General features: G+C 61.7%; 16 protein-coding genes. 3 read left to right on the forward strand and 13 right to left on the reverse strand.

The window, feature by feature from the left end; all coding sequences use genetic code 11:
* Window positions 1-581, reverse strand: a 581-nt coding sequence (locus tag Q0602_RS22500) for a LysR family transcriptional regulator (RefSeq protein ID WP_298848207.1), incomplete at its 3' end; no start/stop codon positions are given.
* 330 nt (window positions 582-911) lie between these two features.
* Here Q0602_RS22500 and Q0602_RS22505 point away from each other — a divergent pair.
* Window positions 912-1,199, forward strand: a complete 288-nt coding sequence (locus Q0602_RS22505) for a YfcL family protein (protein ID WP_187775944.1) — start codon at window positions 912-914, stop codon at window positions 1,197-1,199.
* Window positions 1,200-1,232: 33 nt separating this feature from the next.
* Window positions 1,233-2,597, forward strand: a complete 1,365-nt coding sequence (ppnN, locus tag Q0602_RS22510) for a nucleotide 5'-monophosphate nucleosidase PpnN (RefSeq protein ID WP_298848211.1) — start codon at window positions 1,233-1,235, stop codon at window positions 2,595-2,597.
* Between the two features lie 235 nt (window positions 2,598-2,832).
* Here the strand turns inward: ppnN and Q0602_RS22515 are convergent, their stop codons facing one another.
* The 12 genes from Q0602_RS22515 to cysQ all read right to left on the reverse strand — a co-directional run bounded on the left by Q0602_RS22515 (window position 2,833) and on the right by cysQ (window position 13,872).
* Complete coding sequence (locus tag Q0602_RS22515) at window positions 2,833-3,219, reverse strand: hypothetical protein (protein WP_298848213.1); 387 nt, start codon at window positions 3,217-3,219, stop codon at window positions 2,833-2,835.
* Window positions 3,216-3,677, reverse strand: a complete 462-nt coding sequence (locus Q0602_RS22520; protein WP_298848215.1) for a flavodoxin domain-containing protein — start codon at window positions 3,675-3,677, stop codon at window positions 3,216-3,218. The genes Q0602_RS22515 and Q0602_RS22520 overlap by 4 nt, the downstream gene beginning before the upstream one ends.
* Window positions 3,678-3,864: 187 nt before the next feature.
* Complete coding sequence (gene ihfA / locus Q0602_RS22525) at window positions 3,865-4,173, reverse strand: integration host factor subunit alpha (protein WP_110599554.1); 309 nt, start codon at window positions 4,171-4,173, stop codon at window positions 3,865-3,867.
* 28 nt (window positions 4,174-4,201) lie between these two features.
* Window positions 4,202-6,583 carry a phenylalanine--tRNA ligase subunit beta gene (gene pheT, locus Q0602_RS22530; RefSeq protein WP_298848218.1) on the reverse strand — a complete coding sequence of 794 codons (2,382 nt, stop codon included), beginning with the start codon at window positions 6,581-6,583 and terminating at the stop codon, window positions 4,202-4,204.
* A 28-nt stretch (window positions 6,584-6,611) separates the two neighbouring features.
* Window positions 6,612-7,631, reverse strand: a complete 1,020-nt coding sequence (gene pheS / locus Q0602_RS22535; RefSeq protein WP_298848220.1) for a phenylalanine--tRNA ligase subunit alpha — start codon at window positions 7,629-7,631, stop codon at window positions 6,612-6,614.
* A gap of 148 nt (window positions 7,632-7,779) precedes the next feature.
* Window positions 7,780-8,130 carry a 50S ribosomal protein L20 gene (gene rplT / locus Q0602_RS22540; RefSeq protein WP_149434914.1) on the reverse strand — a complete coding sequence of 117 codons (351 nt, stop codon included), beginning with the start codon at window positions 8,128-8,130 and terminating at the stop codon, window positions 7,780-7,782.
* A gap of 36 nt (window positions 8,131-8,166) precedes the next feature.
* The gene (gene rpmI / locus Q0602_RS22545) at window positions 8,167-8,361 is read right to left on the reverse strand and encodes a 50S ribosomal protein L35 (RefSeq protein WP_071230088.1); all 195 of its coding nucleotides are present in this window, start codon (window positions 8,359-8,361) and stop codon (window positions 8,167-8,169) included.
* Window positions 8,362-8,451: 90 nt separating this feature from the next.
* On the reverse strand, window positions 8,452-8,991 hold the full coding sequence (gene infC, locus Q0602_RS22550) for a translation initiation factor IF-3 (RefSeq protein ID WP_295040483.1): 540 nt from the start codon (window positions 8,989-8,991) through the stop codon (window positions 8,452-8,454).
* Between the two features lie 34 nt (window positions 8,992-9,025).
* A complete protein-coding gene (gene thrS, locus Q0602_RS22555) occupies window positions 9,026-10,936 on the reverse strand; it encodes a threonine--tRNA ligase (RefSeq protein WP_298848221.1) in 1,911 nt (636 codons plus the stop codon).
* Between the two features lie 297 nt (window positions 10,937-11,233).
* Window positions 11,234-12,115: an OmpA family protein gene (locus Q0602_RS22560; RefSeq protein ID WP_295040476.1), complete on the reverse strand. Its 882-nt coding sequence runs from the start codon at window positions 12,113-12,115 to the stop codon at window positions 11,234-11,236.
* A gap of 377 nt (window positions 12,116-12,492) precedes the next feature.
* On the reverse strand, window positions 12,493-12,975 hold the full coding sequence (locus tag Q0602_RS22565) for a DUF2489 domain-containing protein (protein WP_298848223.1): 483 nt from the start codon (window positions 12,973-12,975) through the stop codon (window positions 12,493-12,495).
* Window positions 12,976-13,065: 90 nt separating this feature from the next.
* Window positions 13,066-13,872, reverse strand: a complete 807-nt coding sequence (gene cysQ / locus Q0602_RS22570) for a 3'(2'),5'-bisphosphate nucleotidase CysQ (RefSeq protein ID WP_298848225.1) — start codon at window positions 13,870-13,872, stop codon at window positions 13,066-13,068.
* Between the two features lie 184 nt (window positions 13,873-14,056).
* Between cysQ and Q0602_RS22575 the strand changes: the two genes are divergently transcribed.
* Complete coding sequence (locus Q0602_RS22575; protein ID WP_298848227.1) at window positions 14,057-15,511, forward strand: DASS family sodium-coupled anion symporter; 1,455 nt, start codon at window positions 14,057-14,059, stop codon at window positions 15,509-15,511.
* The last annotated feature ends 53 nt before the right edge of the window (window positions 15,512-15,564 follow it).

Raw genomic sequence — 15,564 nt, forward strand, 5'->3', positions numbered from 1 at the left:
GAGGCCTGGCGCTCGGCGGCCACCACGCGCTCTTCGGTCTTGCCGAAGGTGACTTCGGTGATGACGAAGTCGGCCGGCACCACCAGGCACAGGGGCTCCTGGTGCCACGCCTCGTAACTCAGGTCGGGATGCTTGCTGACCTCGGTCACGATGCCGACGTCGTAACGCCCCGCGACCACATCCTGCGCGATCTCGTGGTTGAACGCGAAGCTGTAGTTGACCGTCAGCCCTGGGTGCATCTGCTGATATCCCAGCAGGAAAGGATAGAACATCAGTCCGACGCTACCGGGCGAGGCAATGCGGCATTCGCCGCTGTCCGGCGAGTCGTCATCCAGTGAATGACGGAAATGCTCATGCTCGGCGAAGAGCTTCACCGCGTAGTCGTAGGCCCGGCGCCCGGCGTCGGTCAACGAGAAGCGGCGGCCATGTCGATTGAGCAGCGAGCGACCGAGATACTCCTCGAGCTTGCGCACATGCTGGCTGACGCCCGGCTGGGTCATGTCCAGCTTGCCCGCGGTCTGAGTGAAGCTGCCCGTCTCGACGAGCATCATGTAGGTGCGAAAATACTGGGCGTTGAACATGGAAACGCGGATCACTCACGCTGTACGCAGTTAAAGCGCTTCGATTCGATGGCCTGAGTCTGCCAAGGTCGATAACGCCTCGTTGTCGCCTGTGGACTCTCCAATCATAGCAATTTATGGCCGGACTCGCACTGCCACACCCGGGCGCACCGCCACACCCGGGAACGGCCCGAACCGGCTCTCGTCCTCCCCCTCGATTTCAGGTCGCGATACCCCGCCGAACCCCAACGACACCACGATGGAACCGGCCCGCCCTGGCCCGCCCCACTGCGATAGGCGCCAGCGCCTATGTTAGCATTGGCGGGCTCTCACTCAGGATTGAAGAACACTATGTCTGATCCCTTTGCGCAGCGCGCCAAGGCCGTGCAACAAACGCTACTCGCGATGGAACAGAGCGCCGATGACAGCGAGCTTTTCGCGCTCGGCTACATGATTCCCCAGATCGGCCTGGTGCAGGAGATGGCCGAGTACGATCCAGCCGACGTCGAAGCGGAAGACTTCGACGCCACCTATTGGCAGTGGCTGGAGAGCACCTTCGCTCAGGACAACATGAGCGAAGCCGATCGCGAACAGATCGCAGGACTCTGGCAAACCGCCGCCGCAAGAGCCGAACATTGAATCACCGAACCTATTTGCACGAGGATGCCGTCCATGCCTGAGACGCTATCGACCATCGTCTCCCCCGAGGGCAGTCTCGAGGTGCTCTCTCAATCCGAAGTCAATCGACTCAGGGACACCTCCACCAGCGGCCTTCACGATCTCGTGCGCCGCTGCGCACTGGCCATATTGAATTGTGACACGCCCACCGACGATGGCCTGGCGGTGATGGAGGCCTACAAGGACTTCGACATCGAGGTCCTGCAGCAGGATCGCGGCATCCGGCTCAAGCTCTCCAATGCGCCGGCTTGCGCGTTCGTCGATGGCCGCATGATTCGCGGCGTGCGCGAGCAGCTATCCGCCGTGCTGCGTGACATCGTCTACGTCTACAACGAAATCCAGAACAATCCCAAGTTCGACCTGGAGACCAACGAGGGCGCCACCAACGCCGTATTCCACATCCTGCGCAATGCCAGCACCCTGCGTACGGCGCAGGAGCCGAGCATGGTGGTCTGCTGGGGAGGACATTCGATCACCCGCGAGGAGTACGACTATACCAAGGGCGTGGGTTATCACATGGGGCTGCGCGGCCTGGACATCTGCACCGGCTGCGGCCCTGGCGCCATGAAAGGGCCCATGAAGGGCGCCAATCTGGCCCACGCCAAACAGCGCCGCCATGGCAGCCGGTATCTGGGGATCTCCGAACCCGGCATCATCGCCGCCGAGTCTCCCAACCCGATCGTCAACGAACTGGTGATCATGCCGGACATCGAGAAACGTCTGGAAGCGTTCGTCCGCATCGGGCACGGCATCGTGGTGTTCCCCGGTGGCGTGGGAACAGCGGAAGAGATTCTCTACCTGCTGGGGATCCTGATGCACCCCGACAACCGCGACATTCCCTTTCCGGTCATTTTCACCGGCCCGGAGAGTGCCCGGGACTACTTCCAGCGTATCGACGAGTTCCTGTGCTACACCCTGGGAGAGCAGGTCCGTCGCCACTATCGCATCGTCGTGGACGACCCGATCACCGTCTCCCGCCTGATGCGTGACGGCATCCAGGAGGTCGCGGAATTTCGGCGCGAGCAGAACGACGCCTTCTACTTCAACTGGCGGCTCAATATCGAACGCGGGTTCCAGCAGCCTTTCGAGCCGACTCACGAAGCCATGGCCGCGCTGGCCCTGCATCACGATCAGCCGAACCACCACCTCGCCGCCAATCTGCGCCGGGCGTTCTCGGGCATCGTCGCCGGCAATGTCAAGGAGCCGGGGGTTCGCGCCATTGCCGCGCGCGGCCCCTTCCGCCTGCATGCCGAGCCCGAGCTGATGGCTCGCCTGGACTCGCTGCTGACGTCATTCGTCGCCCAGGGCCGCATGAAGCTGCCCGGCAGCGAATACGTACCGTGCTACACCCTGGGTTAGGCTTGTCGGCGCCGTTTACGGGACCACGCTTGTGAAGCCGTAATCGACGCCCCGCCAGCAGGGCTCTTCAAGCGCTCTGTCGAGCCGGGAGAGGGGCATCGAAACGAAAAGGCGGGCCGTCAATGGCCCGCCTTTTCGTTGCTCGATGCACCGATACGACTGTCGAACTGCATGCCGAACCCAGCGGTGGTTTCAAACCATCCAAGACAGGAAAAGCAGGCAGAACTCGACCGGGCTAGCGTCGGCGCCGCCAGATACGCAGCACCACATGTATCAGCAACCCCAGGGCCGCGCCCTGGGAGACGACCACCGCCCAATGCCCGGCTGCCGCGTTGGTCCAGTGCCAGGCCGCGATCAGCAACCCACCCACGGCGAGACAGACGATCAGGTGCCCCACGGCCCCGCGGCAGCGGTGACGCTCGGCCGCCGCCATCAGATACCACAACCCGATCAGCGCGACGGTGATCGCGGCAGCCAGGATCGCCAGCAGCGACAGTCGAGTCGTGTCATGCAGAAACCAGTAGCGCGGCAGCGAGACGAGCATCACCACCCAAAGTCCGAGCAGCGTGCTCCAGCGCGTGGCGGTCAGCGCCCGCGGCGCCGCCGGTCCCTGCGCCGTCACCCCTTCAACCCCTGCGATGTCAGCCACTCCTCCACCCACGGCAGCGCGGCGTCATCCGCCATGAACGTCTCCATGGCATCGATCTCGAGACGCTCTCCCAACCGCTTCCCCCCCAGATCGGCCAGAATCTCGTCGAGCGCCCGGCCGGAGCCGCAGAAGGTGTCGCCGTAGGAGCTGTCGCCCAGGGCGATCAGACCGTATCGCAGAGCCGCGAGACTTGGCGATCGGGTCTTCAGCTCACGGACGAATGGCACGAAATCGCCTGGGAAGTCACCGCTGCCCGTGGTGGATATACAGAACAGTGCCAGGTCGGGCATGTCGTCGGTCAGCGCTTCCAGCGAGGGCTGCTCGACGATAGCGACGTCATAACCAGCCTGTTCGAACAGCGGTGAAACCTGCTCGGCGACATCGAGCGCACCACCGTAAACGGTACCGACAAAAATCTTCAGCTTGGACATAACACTCAGTCGACAGTTGATTTGCGCGGGAGCTTAGCACACACCGGCAGCGGGGCTCACGCGCCGGAAATGAAAACGCGATCGCCGGCCAGCAAGCTGCTGGCAGGCGATCGCGGCGACCCAGGACGAACCCGGTGGTTTAGGCTTCCTGCGACTTACTCTTCTCGCGACTTGCTCTTCTCGTGACTCACTCTTCCTGCAACTCACCGTCGAAGCTTTCGACTCTGGCCTTGAGCTTCTGACCGGGGCGAAAAGTCACGACCCGCCGTGCGGAGATGGGAATTTCCTCGCCGGTCTTGGGATTGCGCCCGGGTCTTTCCCGCTTGTCTCTCAGGTCGAAATTGCCGAACCCGGACAGCTTGACCTGTTCATTCTCGCGCAGACATCCGCGAATTTCCTCGAAGAACGTCTCTACCATGTACTTGGCTTCTCTCTTGGAGAAGCCAAGTTCGGTGTGAAGATGCTCCGCAAGCTCAGCTTTCGTCAGCGCTCCCATGATCGCTCCCTTCGCGCAGGATGACAGATCAACTCCGCAGCCTGGCACCGAAGCGAGCTTGCGCCGCCTGCACCACGTCTGCGATTAACTGATTGATTTCCTCGTCATTGAGAGTGCGCGAAGGATGCTGCCAGGTCAAGCCCAGGGCTATGCTCTTGGTGCCCTCCTCAACGCCGGCGCCCTGGTAGACGTCGAATAGCTGCCATCGGGTCAACCACTCCCCGGCCTGGGCACGAATCGTTTCGACCAGCGGTGCGACGCCGACGCTCTCCTCTACCAGGAAAGCCAGATCCCTGCGGACTTCCGGATATCGCGACAGCGGCTTGAACTTTGGTATGACACCGCGCGTCAGGGCCTCCTGCTCGACCTCGAACAGATAGATGTCAGGCTTAATATCGAGTTGCGAGCGCACTTGCGGATGCAGCGCACCCAGCCAACCGACCGGTTTGCCGTTCCGCTCGAGACGGGCGGAGCGCCCCGGATGGAGAGCGGGGTGCGAGGCCGAGACGAATGTCCACTCTTCGGCGCATCCACTCATCGCCATCAGGCTCTCGAGGTCCCCTTTCAGATCGAAGAAATCGACGCCTTCGCGACTGACGGACCAACCTTCCGCGCTGCGCGGCCCACAGATCAGGCCGCCGAACATCGGCGTCTGGGTCAGGTCGTCCAGCGGGCCCTGAAACACCAGTCCGGCCTCGAATAGCCTGACGCGCTGCTGCTGCCGGTTGAGGTTGTGGGTGAGCGCCTTGATCAGCCCCGGGAACAGACTGTGGCGCATGACGGACATGTCGCTGGAGATGGGATTCGCCAACACGGGAGAGACGCCGTCCGGCACGATCAGAGACTGAAGCTCGGGCGACACGAAGCTGTAAGTCACGGCTTCCTGATAGCCTCTCGACACCATATGACGGCGCAGGCGCCTCAGTGGCTGGGTCGCCTCGTCGTCGGCCGCCAGTTTCAGGCGGGCCTCGGGTCGCGTGGCGGGCAGCCGGTTGTAACCATGAATGCGCGCAAGCTCCTCGATCAGGTCCTCCTCGATCGAGACATCGAAGCGCCAGCTGGGCACCTGCACATGCCAGGTCTGCCCCGATACCGAACTGGTCATGCCCAGCGAGCGAAAGATGCGCTGAATCTCCTCGTCCGCCAGGCGCACGCCGAGGCATGACGCCAGACGGTCACGGCGCAGCTCGACGCTGCCCCGATGCGGCAGCGTGGCGGGATTTCTCACCTCGGTGATGGGTCCGGGCGCGCCGCCGACGATGGAGAGCAGCAACTCGGTCGCCCGCTCCATTGCGGTGCGGGTGATGTCCGGGTCCACCCCCCTTTCGAAACGGTGCGAGGCGTCGGTGTGAAGCCCGAAATCCCGTGCCTTGCCGGCGACGACCAGGGGCGAAAAGAAGGCAGCCTCCAGGAACAGATGGCGTGTCCGGGGCGTGACACCCGTGGTCTCGCCGCCCATCACCCCCGCGATCGCCAGCGGGCCATTGCGATCGGCAATCACCAGCGTCGCGTCGTCCAGCGCTACCTCCTGCCCGTCCAGCAAGGTCAGGCGCTCGCCAGCGACAGCGCGACGGACCTCGATCCCGCCCTCCAGCGAGTCGAGATCGAAGGCATGCATGGGCTGGCCAAGTTCTAGCATGACGTAATTGGTCACATCGACCGCCGGGTCGATGCTACGGATGCCACTGCGCCGAAGGCGTTCGCGCATCCACAAGGGGGTCTTCGCCGTGACATCGACATCGCGAATGACCCGTCCGAGATAGCGCGGGCAACCTTCGCCATCGCGAACGCTGACCGGGAACTGGGCGTTGTTACGTGCCACGACGGTGGAGACGGTCGGCTCGCTGACCTTGGCGCCGGTGACGCTACCCACCTCGCGCGCGATGCCGCGCAGGCTGAGGCAGTCGCCGCGGTTGGGCGTCAGGTCGACCTCGATGGTGTGGTCATCGAGGCCCAGCCAGGCACGAAAATCCTGCCCGGTGGGTGCGTCCGACGGCAGAACGTAGATACCCTCCGAACGCCCCTCTTCCAATCCGAGCTCGGAGGCCGAGCAAATCATGCCGCACGACTCCACCCCACGCAGCTTGGCTCTCTTGATCTTGAAGTCGTCGGGCAGCACGGCCCCAACCCGCGCGAACGGCACCCGCTGGCCCACATCCACATTGGGGGCGCCGCACACCACTTGCACCGGCTCTCCCGAACCATCGTCGACCTGACAGACATTGAGCTTGTCCGCGTCGGGGTGCGGCGACTTGGCGGTCACCGTTGCCACCACCACGCCGTGGAAGGCTGCCGCGACCGGCTCGACGGCATCGACCTCCAGCCCCGCCATGGTGATCGCGTCGGCCAACGCCTGCGTCTCCAGGGCCGGTGATACCCACTCGCGCAGCCACGCTTCGGAAAACTTCATCTTGACACTCCTTGACTGGGCGGTGGACTCAGTTGAACTGACTCAAAAAACGCAGGTCGTTATCGAAGAACAACCGAAGGTCGTTCACGCCATAGCGCAGCATCGCCAGACGCTCGGCCCCCATCCCGAAAGCAAAACCGGTATAGCGTTCCGGATCGACACCCGAGTGACGGAATACCGCCGGATGCACCATGCCGCACCCCATCACCTCGAGCCAACCGCTCTGGGAGCAGACGCGGCAGCCCTCGCCCCGACACATCACGCACTGGATATCGACTTCGGCAGACGGCTCGGTAAAGGGGAAGTAGGAGGGCCGAAACCGCACTTCCAGATCATCCCGTTCGAAGAACGCGTGCAGAAAGTCGGCTATGGTCCCCTTGAGATCGGCAAAGCTGACCCCCTCGTCGACCAGCAGCCCTTCTACCTGATGGAACATCGGCGTGTGCGTCAGATCGGAATCGCTACGGTAGACACGACCGGGACAGACGATGCGGATCGGCGGTTGCTGGGACTGCATGGTGCGCACCTGGACAGGCGAGGTATGAGTCCGCAGAAGACGTGTCGCGTCGAAATAGAACGTGTCCGCCATGCCCCGTGCCGGATGGTGGGCCGGGATGTTGAGCGCTTCGAAATTATGGAAATCGTCCTCGATCTCCGGCCCGACCGCGACCTCGAAGCCGATGTGCTGAAACAGCGACTCGATACGCTCCAGCGTTCTGGTGACGGGATGCAGTCCACCGCTGACTTCGCCGCGCCCCGGCAGCGTGACATCGATGCGCTCGGCTGCGAGTTGCGCCTCCAGGGCGGCCTCATCGATCACCCGCTTGCGGTGGTCGAGCTCCTGCTGCAGGGCCTGCTTGGCTTCGTTGATGCGCTCACCCGCCGCCGGGCGCTCTTCGGCGGAGAGCCGACCCAGCCCTTTCAGCAAAGCGGTGATCTCGCCTTTCTTGCCCAGGAAACGCACGCGCACCTGGTCAAGGGCTTGGGCGTCTTCGGCCGCGGCGATCGCCGCTCTCGCCTCGTTGACCAGGGCAGGAAGATGATCCATCCGTCGAGCTCCGCTTATCTTTCGGCATATAGCGCCGCCAATGGTGGACAGCGCGTCAACACGGTATAAAAAAACAGGGGAAGAGCAGCTGCCCTTCCCCTGGATCGGTCATACGACGTATTGCCCGCGAGGGCAAGACATGACCCGCTTATGCAGCTTTGGCTTTCTCGACGAGCGCCGCAAAGGCCGCTTTCTCGTGAACTGCCAGATCAGCCAGCACCTTGCGGTCGATCTCGATGCCGGCTTTCTTCAGACCCGCCACGAAACGACTGTAGGACATGCCGTTGATGCGAGCCGCCGCATTGATACGCGTGATCCACAGAGCGCGGAACTGACGCTTGCGCTGGCGACGGTCGCGATACGCGTACTGACCGGCTTTGATGACGGCCTGCTTGGCTACGCGGAAGACGCGCGAGCGCGCACCGTAATAGCCTTTGGCCTGCTTCATGATCTTCTTGTGACGACGACGTGCGACGACACCACGCTTGACGCGAGACATAGTACTCTCCTGACGTTAAAGACTGACGACCAAGTGTTACAGGTTGGGCAGCATGCGGGTTACGAGCTGCTTGTCGGCAGCGTGTACCTGCTTCATGCCACGCAACTGACGCTTACGCTTGGTGGACTTCTTGGTCAGGATGTGACTACGAAAAGACTGCTTGTGCTTGAAGCCGTTACCAGTCTTCTTGAAGCGCTTGGCAGCGCCACTGTTGCTCTTGATTTTCGGCATGGGAAAAACTCCACTCCGTTTTATTGAGAAAACCCGAGGCCGGACGTGAAGAGATCGTACTCGTCACGCCCCGTTCGACTTGCCCGCGGATCACTTCTTCTTGGGCGCAAGGATCATGATCATCTGTCGGCCTTCCATCTTGGGGAAGGACTCGACGGTCGCCAGCTCTTCCAGATCGGCGGCAATCCTTTCCATCAGTCGACGACCGATGTCCTGGTGTGCCATCTCACGACCCCGGAAACGCAGCGTGACCTTGCCCTTGTCGCCACCTTCGAGGAAACGTATCAGGTTTTTCAACTTCACCTGATAGTCGCCCTCGTCCGTGCCAGGCCGGAATTTGACTTCCTTGACCTGGATCTGTTTGGTTTTCTTCTTCTGGGCAGACTTCTGCTTCTTCTGCTCGAAGAGGAACTTGCCGTAGTCCATGATTTTACAGACGATGGGATCGGCATTGGAAATCTGGACGAGATCCATTCCGGCTTCCTCGGCGCGTTCCAGCGCCTCCTGCATGGGAACGACTCCCACCTGCTCGCCCTCGGCATCGATAAGGCGAACTTCGTCTGCACGAATACGGTCATTGATGGGCGCGCGCTTTTCCTGAGGGCGCCCGCGCTGATTATTACGCTTGATCGTTAGATCTCCGTTTGGCGATTAACGTTGCTGCTCAGTGCCTGTCCGGCCGGTCGTCTCGCTGAAGCTGCGCCAACAGCGCATCGACAGATAGCGACCCCAGATCCTCACCGGACCGAGTACGCACTGCAACGGCACCCGATTCGACTTCCTTATCGCCGACAACCAGCAGATAAGGAATCTTCTGCAGCGTATGCTCGCGGATTTTAAAGCCGATCTTCTCATTCCTCAAGTCCGACTCGACGCGGAAACCCGCTTCACGCAAGCGTTTGGCAAGGTTTTCGGCATAATCACGCTGAGCATCCGTGATATTGAGCACGACAGCCTGCACCGGCGAAAGCCACAAAGGCAAGGCTCCGGCATAATGTTCGATCAAAATACCGACAAAACGCTCCATCGAACCGACGATGGCGCGGTGCAGCATGACTGGCACCTGGCGCGAGCCATCTTCGGCGACATACTGCGCTCCCAGGCGACTGGGCATCATGAAGTCGACCTGCATGGTTCCGACCTGCCACTCACGCCCCAGGCAGTCCTTCATGTGGTATTCGATCTTCGGACCGTAGAACGCCCCCTCGCCAGGCAACTCCTGCCACTCCACGTCGCAGTTGCCCAGCGCCGCGCGGAGCGCATCCTCGGCACGATCCCAGGTTTCATCACTGCCGAGACGCTTGTCGGGCCGCAGCGCGATCTTGACGGCGATATCCTCGAAACCGAAATCGCCGTAGACCTCGAGCGCCTGGCGATGGAAAGCCGTCACCTCGGGCTCGATCTGCCCCTCGGTACAGAAGACGTGCCCATCGTCCTGGGTGAATGCCCGAACCCGCATGATACCGTGTAAGGCACCCGAAGGCTCGTTCCGATGGCAACCGCCGAACTCGCCATAGCGAATCGGCAACTCGCGATAGCTGCGCAAGCCTGAATTGAAGACCTGGACATGTCCCGGGCAATTCATCGGCTTGAGCGCGTATTCACGCTTTTCCGACTCGGTGAAGAACATGTTGTCGGCGTAGTTGTCCCAGTGACCGGACTTCTTCCACAACGACACGTCCATGATCTGGGGGCACTTGATTTCCTGATACCCGCTGCGCTTGTAGACGCCGCGCATATACTGCTCGACGACCTGCCACAGCGTCCAGCCACGAGGGTGCCAGAAGACCATGCCTGGCGCTTCTTCCTGCATGTGGAAGAAGTCGAAGCGCCGTGCCAGCTTGCGGTGATCGCGCTTCTCCGCCTCCTCCAGGCGCGTCAGATAGGCCTTCAGCGCCTTCTTGTCGCCCCAGGCTGTGCCGTAGATCCTCGTCAGCATGGGCTTCGATGCATCGCCACGCCAGTAGGCCCCTGCCAACTTGGTCAGCTTGAACGCCTTGAGATGGCGGGTGTTCGGCACGTGGGGGCCGCGACACATGTCGATATATTCCTGATGATGGTAGAGACGGATTGTCTCGTTTTCAGGGATACCCTCGACGATCTCCTGCTTGTAGGGCTCGTCTCTCGACACGAAGGCCGACAGCGCTTCAGAGCGATCGACATACTCCCGGACGACATCGTACTCCTGCTCGATGAGCGACTTCATCCGGGCCTCGATGGCCTCCAGATCCTCCGAAGAGAGCGATGCCGCGAAATCGATATCGTAATAGAAGCCGTCATCGATCACCGGACCGATAGCCATCTTGGCGTCCGGATACAACTGCTTGACCGCGTGCCCCAGCAGATGGGCGCACGAGTGGCGAATGATCGCCAGCCCCTCTTCATCGCGGGCGGTCAGAATCGCCACCTCGGCGTCATGGTCGATGACGTCAGCGGCGTCGACTTCAACGCCATCTATCTTGCCCGCGATGCACGCCTTGGCCAGCCCCGGACCGATGGACTCGGCCAGCTGCATCACGGTTACGGGTTCTTCAAAAGTTCTTTGACTGCCGTCGGGCAGCGTCACAATGGGCATCAAAAACATCCTTACGCTCAGTGGTGGTCCACACCAAAGACCACATGAGCTCGCTCGATCAACAGAACACCCCTCTCGCGACGGACTTGCATACGGGCAAGCCAACCGATGCGCGAGGAGCGTGGCTTCTTACCGCCGACTGGCGGTCACGGGGAGAAGTAGACTAGCAGCGGACAGGCCTCTTTACCATCTGCCGGCAGCCGGGAGCTTCCCGGAAGGCGGTTTTTGAAGCCTGCAAACAATGAGGGCGCCCGAAGGCGCCCCCATATTCACGTCAACAACGTGTCGGGAAGAAGCTTATTCCCACTCACCCAGTTCGACGCGACGGTTCTGAGCACGACCTTCAGCGGTATCGTTGCTGGCGATCGGCTGCTCTTCACCATAACCGATAGTGGTGATGTTATCGGCGGAGAAGCCCTTGTCGACCAAGTAGGCCTTGACAGAGTCGGCACGACGCTGTGACAGCTCCTTGTTGTAGGCCGCAGGACCGACGGAGTCGGTGTGGCCTTCAAGGCGAATGCGCAGCTGGTCGTTGGTCATCAGCTTCTCGGAGATGCCATCCAGAATCGCTTCGGCATTGGAAGTCAACTGGGCCGAGTCGAACTCGAAGTTGACGTCACGCAGCACGAGGTCTTCCTGGCAACCCAGCGAGTTGACTTCTGCACCGGCCGGAGTGTCCGGGCACTGGTCCTGATAGTCCGGCACGCCGTCACCGTCGGAATCCAGCGGGCAACCCTGGGCATTGACTTCAACGCCAGCCGGGGTTCCCGGGCACTGGTCCATGTAGTCCGGCACGCCGTCACCGTCGGTGTCGAGCGGGCAACCAACGGCATCGACCGCTACGCCAGCCGGCGTGTTCGGGCACTGATCGCGGTCGTCCGGAACTCCATCGCCATCGCTATCCATGACGTTGGAGGAGTAGTCGGCACAAAGCAGCGCACCGGCCGTCGCGCCAGCAACGCCACCGACCGCAGCGCCGGTATCTTCGTCGGAATCGCTGCTAGTCGCGTAGCCAATCCCGCCACCGATCAGGCCGCCGGCGATGCCGCAGACGAACGGGGACTGATACCAAGCCTGGTCTGACGAGCTACCAGTGGATTCCATACCGGAACTGGCACAACCAGAGAGACCGACTACCAGAGCGGAACCCAGTAGCAGGCCAGTCGTTGATTTTTTCATGTAAGACTCCTTCTTAACACAGCGCTAGTCGTAACGGGCGTTACCCAGCGGCTTCGAGTATAGAAGCCGAATTCGTCAAGAGAAAGGTGTTCCTTCCCCAACGACAAAGAAATCTCTCGGCGACCGTCATTCGCGTCGACTTGAGCAGCGGTCAATGTTCCCATTGTCCCTTTTCTTTGCAGCTCCGTAACAGCATTATCGATTCCAGCCCGAGATGCAAACCCGTGTCGGGAAACACTGTTCTTTTTTAGCATCATTTCCCAGATTGGCAAAGCGGATTAGCGAAAACTTCGCTTTTTAATGCCTATCCTTTCGCATCAAGGAGGCGCTGCACGCTTCGGTCACTTCGCGCCGAAACCGCGTGACGGACACGGGTCTCAGCGTGCGACGCGGGGATCCCCCTGCTCCGTCCGTTCGAGACAGAAAGCCTGTAGTGCTTCCGCCGCCAGGTGCAGACTGTGCTCGTGCCTGACTGCAATGGCCTCACGCTCTCTATCCTCCCGATAGCGCTCTCTCGGCGAGAGCTCGCGGCGAGCCTGATGCGTGTGGAGATGCCCGGCCTCGGCCTGCACCTCGCGAAACACCTTCCAGGTATCCCGCTCCGTCAAGCGATGGTCGATGATATCGAGCAGCACTTTACAGCGTAACGCCCCCTCCACCATGTCTACCTGGCGCTCGAGCATGGCCTGCGACAGAGCGTGCAGGCTCTCTATGCAATTTTGATTGGCGCGCGCCACCTCGTCCTGCCGAAACGCTTTGCGGCGCTCGACCTCACGCCAAAGTCGCAAGGCGTAAACGGAGAGCGCAACGATGACGAGGATGGCCAGGAGCGATAGCCCCACCGCAACAGACAATGACATAAGAGTGAAAGTCGCCTTCTGGTGATGTTTACCATGGAGGTTTCCGGGCCGCCGCCGCCACGACGCTGCCGTGGCGACCCGGGTCGAGAATCAGTCCGTCCAGGCATCCCGCCACGCGCCGCTCAGGGAAGCGCAGGCCACGAAGGCGGGATTCAGCAAGCTGTCGCCGGTATTGTAACGCAGCGCTTTCCAGGATTCGCAGTCGACGAGATGTCCGCCAGCACCCTCCAGGACAGCCTGCGCCGCAGCAGTGTCCCATTCGCTGGTTGGGCCGAACCTAGGATAGAGATCGGCCAGGCCCTCCGCCACCCGGCAGCATTTGAGCGAACTGCCCAGCTCCTCGACCTCGACATTGCCCAGCGACTCGAGCAGACGACGAGTGGTCGCACCTCGATGAAACCGGCTGACGACGACACGCAAAGGAGCGTGAGAGCGGACCTTGAGCGCTTCCCAGACCCCACCGTCACGCGACTGATACCAGGCTCCCCGGGCCGGCTGCCCGACCCATACCTCGCCGGTGCGGGGCTTCTCGACCACTCCCAGGACGGGAAGATTTCGGTCGATCAGGGCCACATTGACGGTGTATTGATCCGAACCTCGAATGAACTCCTTGGTGCCATCCAGCGGATCGACCAGCCAGTAGGTCGACCACTGCCGACGCTCCGACCACGGAATGGAGGCCGACTCCTCGGACAGGACAGGCCAGTCGCGAGAACCCATCGACGACAGCCCTTCGACCAGCACTTGGTGAGCGGCCAGGTCCGCGGCCGTGACCGGGCTGTCATCCGCCTTCTGCTGGGTATCGAGAGCGCCATGCCCGACAGCCTCGATGGCGGCCCCGGCTTCCCGTGACAAGGCGACGAGAGGAGCGATCAAGGATTGCAGCGGTAGGTTCATGGGTCGGCTCTTCTGATAAGGGAAGTCGATCGACGATCCGGAGTACCCGATCGTCGTTGGTGAAACGGCAGTCATTGTCACGCGCCCATGTCGTTAGACCAAAGGCTAAGGCCAGGCAGTCCCGGAGCTATCTACATCTTAAGTAGAATGGAACTACTCCGCCTCCCGAAAAGGAATTCATCCGATGACGGCAGCACCCGAACCAGCATCCGAAGCGCCCTCGACGGCGGCCCGTGTCGGTCTCATTCTTGGCCCGGTCTGGATCGTCGCGACACAGATCCTGCCAGCCCCCGCCGGCATGGAACCGGCAGCGTGGCATTGCGTGGGCTTGGCACTGCTATTGGCGACCTGGTGGGCAACCGAAGCCATTCCGATTCCAGCCACCTCGCTGCTACCCATCCCGCTGGCGCCCGCGCTCGGCATCGCCGATCTCAAGGGAACGGCCGCCAGCTACGCCAACCCCACGATCTTTTTGTTCCTTGGCGGCTTTCTACTGGGAATCGCCATGCAGCGCTGGAATCTCCACCGCCGGATTGCGTTGCGCATTCTGAACGTCGTCGGCCAGAAACCCAAGCAGCAGATTGCCGGATTCATGCTGGCCACGGGGTTCATCAGCATGTGGGTCTCCAATACGGCGACTGCGATCATGATGCTGCCCATCGGCATGTCGGTGATATCCCTTTTCGCCGACGCGGAATCGGATGAAGTGAAACGTTATGCCACCGCCCTGCTGCTGGCCATCGCCTACTCCGCCAGCATTGGCGGCGTCGCGACGCTGATCGGCACGCCGCCCAACGCCATACTCGCGGGCTATCTTTCCAGCGAGCAGGACATCGAACTGGGATTCGCGCAATGGATGGTGATTGGCCTTCCGGTCAGCTTGGCCATGATGGTCGTGGCCTGGTGGTGGCTGACCCGTGGCAAGTTCGAACTCAAGCTCGACAATGACGACGGCGACGTCATCGGCGACGAACTGGCCAAGCTCGGCGAGATGAAACCGGCCGAAAAGCGCGTCGGCGTCGTCTTTCTCCTCGCCGCCCTGGCCTGGGTCACGCGACCGCTACTCAACGATTGGGGCGTCGAATGGCTCTCGGACACTTCGGTCGCACTGCTGGCCGGCGTCGGACTGTTCCTGATTCCGAGCGGCAGTGAGCGGCATCGTCCGCTACTGCTGTGGGAGGACGCCCGGGATCTCCCATGGGGAATTCTGCTGCTGTTCGGCGGGGGCCTCGCCCTGGCCAGCACGATCAGCAGTTCCGGCCTGGCAGACTGGATCGCCAATCAACTCACCGTCTTCGGCAACTTGCCGCTGCTCCTCCTGATCGGCGTGATCGTGCTTGTGATCATCTTCCTTACCGAACTGACGTCGAACACGGCAACGGCCGCAGCCTTCCTGCCGCTGCTCGGTGCCCTGGCGGTATCGCTGGGGGTCGATCCGCTGCTGATCACCGTGCCGGCCGCCATCGCGGCGAGCTGCGCTTTCATGATGCCGGTAGCCACGCCGCCCAACGCCATCGTTTTCGCCACGGGTCGAATGTCGATCCAGTCGATGATCCGCGCAGGCTTCTTCCTGAATATCGCGGGAACCGTGGTGGTGACGCTGATCTGCCTGGGATTGATCGAGCTGTTCTGGTTGTAGGGAGCGCCATAGCCGACGCGAGCCGAAGCCGGCATCAGGGACACATTCCGATG

Origin of the sequence: uncultured Salinicola sp., assembly GCF_937921195.1 — a bacterium.
Taxonomy (GTDB): domain Bacteria; phylum Pseudomonadota; class Gammaproteobacteria; order Pseudomonadales; family Halomonadaceae; genus Salinicola.

Excerpts from the sequence above, each read along its gene's own strand:
- Q0602_RS22505 (WP_187775944.1), top strand. The coding sequence starts at position 912 with ATGTCTGATCCCTTTGCGCAGCGCGCCAAGGCCGTGCAACAAACGCTA.
- ppnN (WP_298848211.1), top strand. The coding sequence starts at position 1,233 with ATGCCTGAGACGCTATCGACCATCGTCTCCCCCGAGGGCAGTCTCGAG.
- Q0602_RS22520 (WP_298848215.1), bottom strand. The coding sequence starts at position 3,677 with ATGTCCAAGCTGAAGATTTTTGTCGGTACCGTTTACGGTGGTGCGCTC.
- ihfA (WP_110599554.1), bottom strand. The coding sequence starts at position 4,173 with ATGGGAGCGCTGACGAAAGCTGAGCTTGCGGAGCATCTTCACACCGAA.
- pheT (WP_298848218.1), bottom strand. The coding sequence starts at position 6,583 with ATGAAGTTTTCCGAAGCGTGGCTGCGCGAGTGGGTATCACCGGCCCTG.
- pheS (WP_298848220.1), bottom strand. The coding sequence starts at position 7,631 with ATGGATCATCTTCCTGCCCTGGTCAACGAGGCGAGAGCGGCGATCGCC.
- rplT (WP_149434914.1), bottom strand. The coding sequence starts at position 8,130 with ATGTCTCGCGTCAAGCGTGGTGTCGTCGCACGTCGTCGTCACAAGAAG.
- rpmI (WP_071230088.1), bottom strand. The coding sequence starts at position 8,361 with ATGCCGAAAATCAAGAGCAACAGTGGCGCTGCCAAGCGCTTCAAGAAG.
- thrS (WP_298848221.1), bottom strand. The coding sequence starts at position 10,936 with ATGCCCATTGTGACGCTGCCCGACGGCAGTCAAAGAACTTTTGAAGAA.
- Q0602_RS22560 (WP_295040476.1), bottom strand. The coding sequence starts at position 12,115 with ATGAAAAAATCAACGACTGGCCTGCTACTGGGTTCCGCTCTGGTAGTC.
- Q0602_RS22565 (WP_298848223.1), bottom strand. The coding sequence starts at position 12,975 with ATGTCATTGTCTGTTGCGGTGGGGCTATCGCTCCTGGCCATCCTCGTC.
- cysQ (WP_298848225.1), bottom strand. The coding sequence starts at position 13,872 with ATGAACCTACCGCTGCAATCCTTGATCGCTCCTCTCGTCGCCTTGTCA.
- Q0602_RS22575 (WP_298848227.1), top strand. The coding sequence starts at position 14,057 with ATGACGGCAGCACCCGAACCAGCATCCGAAGCGCCCTCGACGGCGGCC.